2 protein-coding genes are annotated in these 919 nt (G+C 52.7%); one reads left to right on the top strand and one right to left on the bottom strand.

Annotated features, from left to right (window positions below):
- Positions 1 to 578, bottom strand: a 578-nt coding sequence (locus VZ95_RS20790; RefSeq protein WP_045777564.1) for a hypothetical protein, incomplete at its 3' end; no start/stop codon positions are given.
- Between the two features lie 87 nt (positions 579 to 665).
- Between VZ95_RS20790 and VZ95_RS27715 the strand changes: the two genes are divergently transcribed.
- Positions 666 to 919: hypothetical protein (locus VZ95_RS27715; protein ID WP_232302791.1), on the top strand; the 254-nt coding region annotated here is incomplete at its 3' end.

Genomic DNA, 919 nt, shown 5'->3' with positions numbered 1-919 from the left:
GCGCGCTTTTCCCGCAGGGAAGCTTCTTCTCTTGCCAGACTGTCGGCGAGCAACAAACGCAAATCGCGCCCCTCAGCATTATCAAATAGCTCATTGGCTGCCCGCCAAGCCGATGTTGTGTCGAGCCCAGAGGATGGTTGAACAAGGTTCGCAAGACTATGCGCCAATTGATTGAGGCTCACCCTCAGAACAAGAAGAGCCTCGCGGCGTTGTGCCTGCCTTCGGCGCGAAATACTATCTTGATCGAGCAAGGTTGCTTGTTCAGCAAGAGAATCCAGTTTATCCAGCGTGTTTTGAATGTTCAGTAGCAGCGTATCGCGCTGTTCATCGGATGCCTGCGCGCCAAACTGTCGCTGCGCTAGCCAGTTTCGGAGGTTCTGTTTGCTAAACCGGAGCAGGGTGAAGTTCTGCTGGATATCCGCCGCCACCCGCCCACGCAAGACATGATGCTCGGCAACGCCAACGGCCCAAATTGCGAACCCGCCCTGCAAGGCGGCTATTGCTGCAAGCGCCATTAAAGCGAGTGTGAGCCGCCGCCTGAATACACTTGAACGCTTTGCATCTGAAGCTGTGTTCATTTTTGCGTTCATCTTCCCGTAAGGACATTATAATCCGCCTTTTAGGTAACATTCAGTCTTGTATGTTAAAACATTGCTACTCGATGAATGCAAATTCAGCCCCGAGTAAAATTCGAATTGGAGCGAGTAGAGAAAATGTCTATCAGAAATTCTTTGATGACTGTAGCCGCCGTTGCAACATTCTTGTCTGCTGGCGGTGCTGCGGCACAAGCTACGGTCGTGAATAAAGCCATCACGGAAACCGAGGTTCTTAGTGCCCAAAAGGCTTGGTGTGACGCGCTCGTAACCATTGCTAAAACGGCCGATACGCAGGGCCAGCCTGCGGCGAAGCAGCTCGCCGA

Origin of the sequence: Elstera litoralis (assembly GCF_000963705.1) — a bacterium.
GTDB classification, from domain to species: domain Bacteria; phylum Pseudomonadota; class Alphaproteobacteria; order Elsterales; family Elsteraceae; genus Elstera; species Elstera litoralis.
This window is presented reverse-complemented; position numbering and strand designations above follow the sequence as displayed.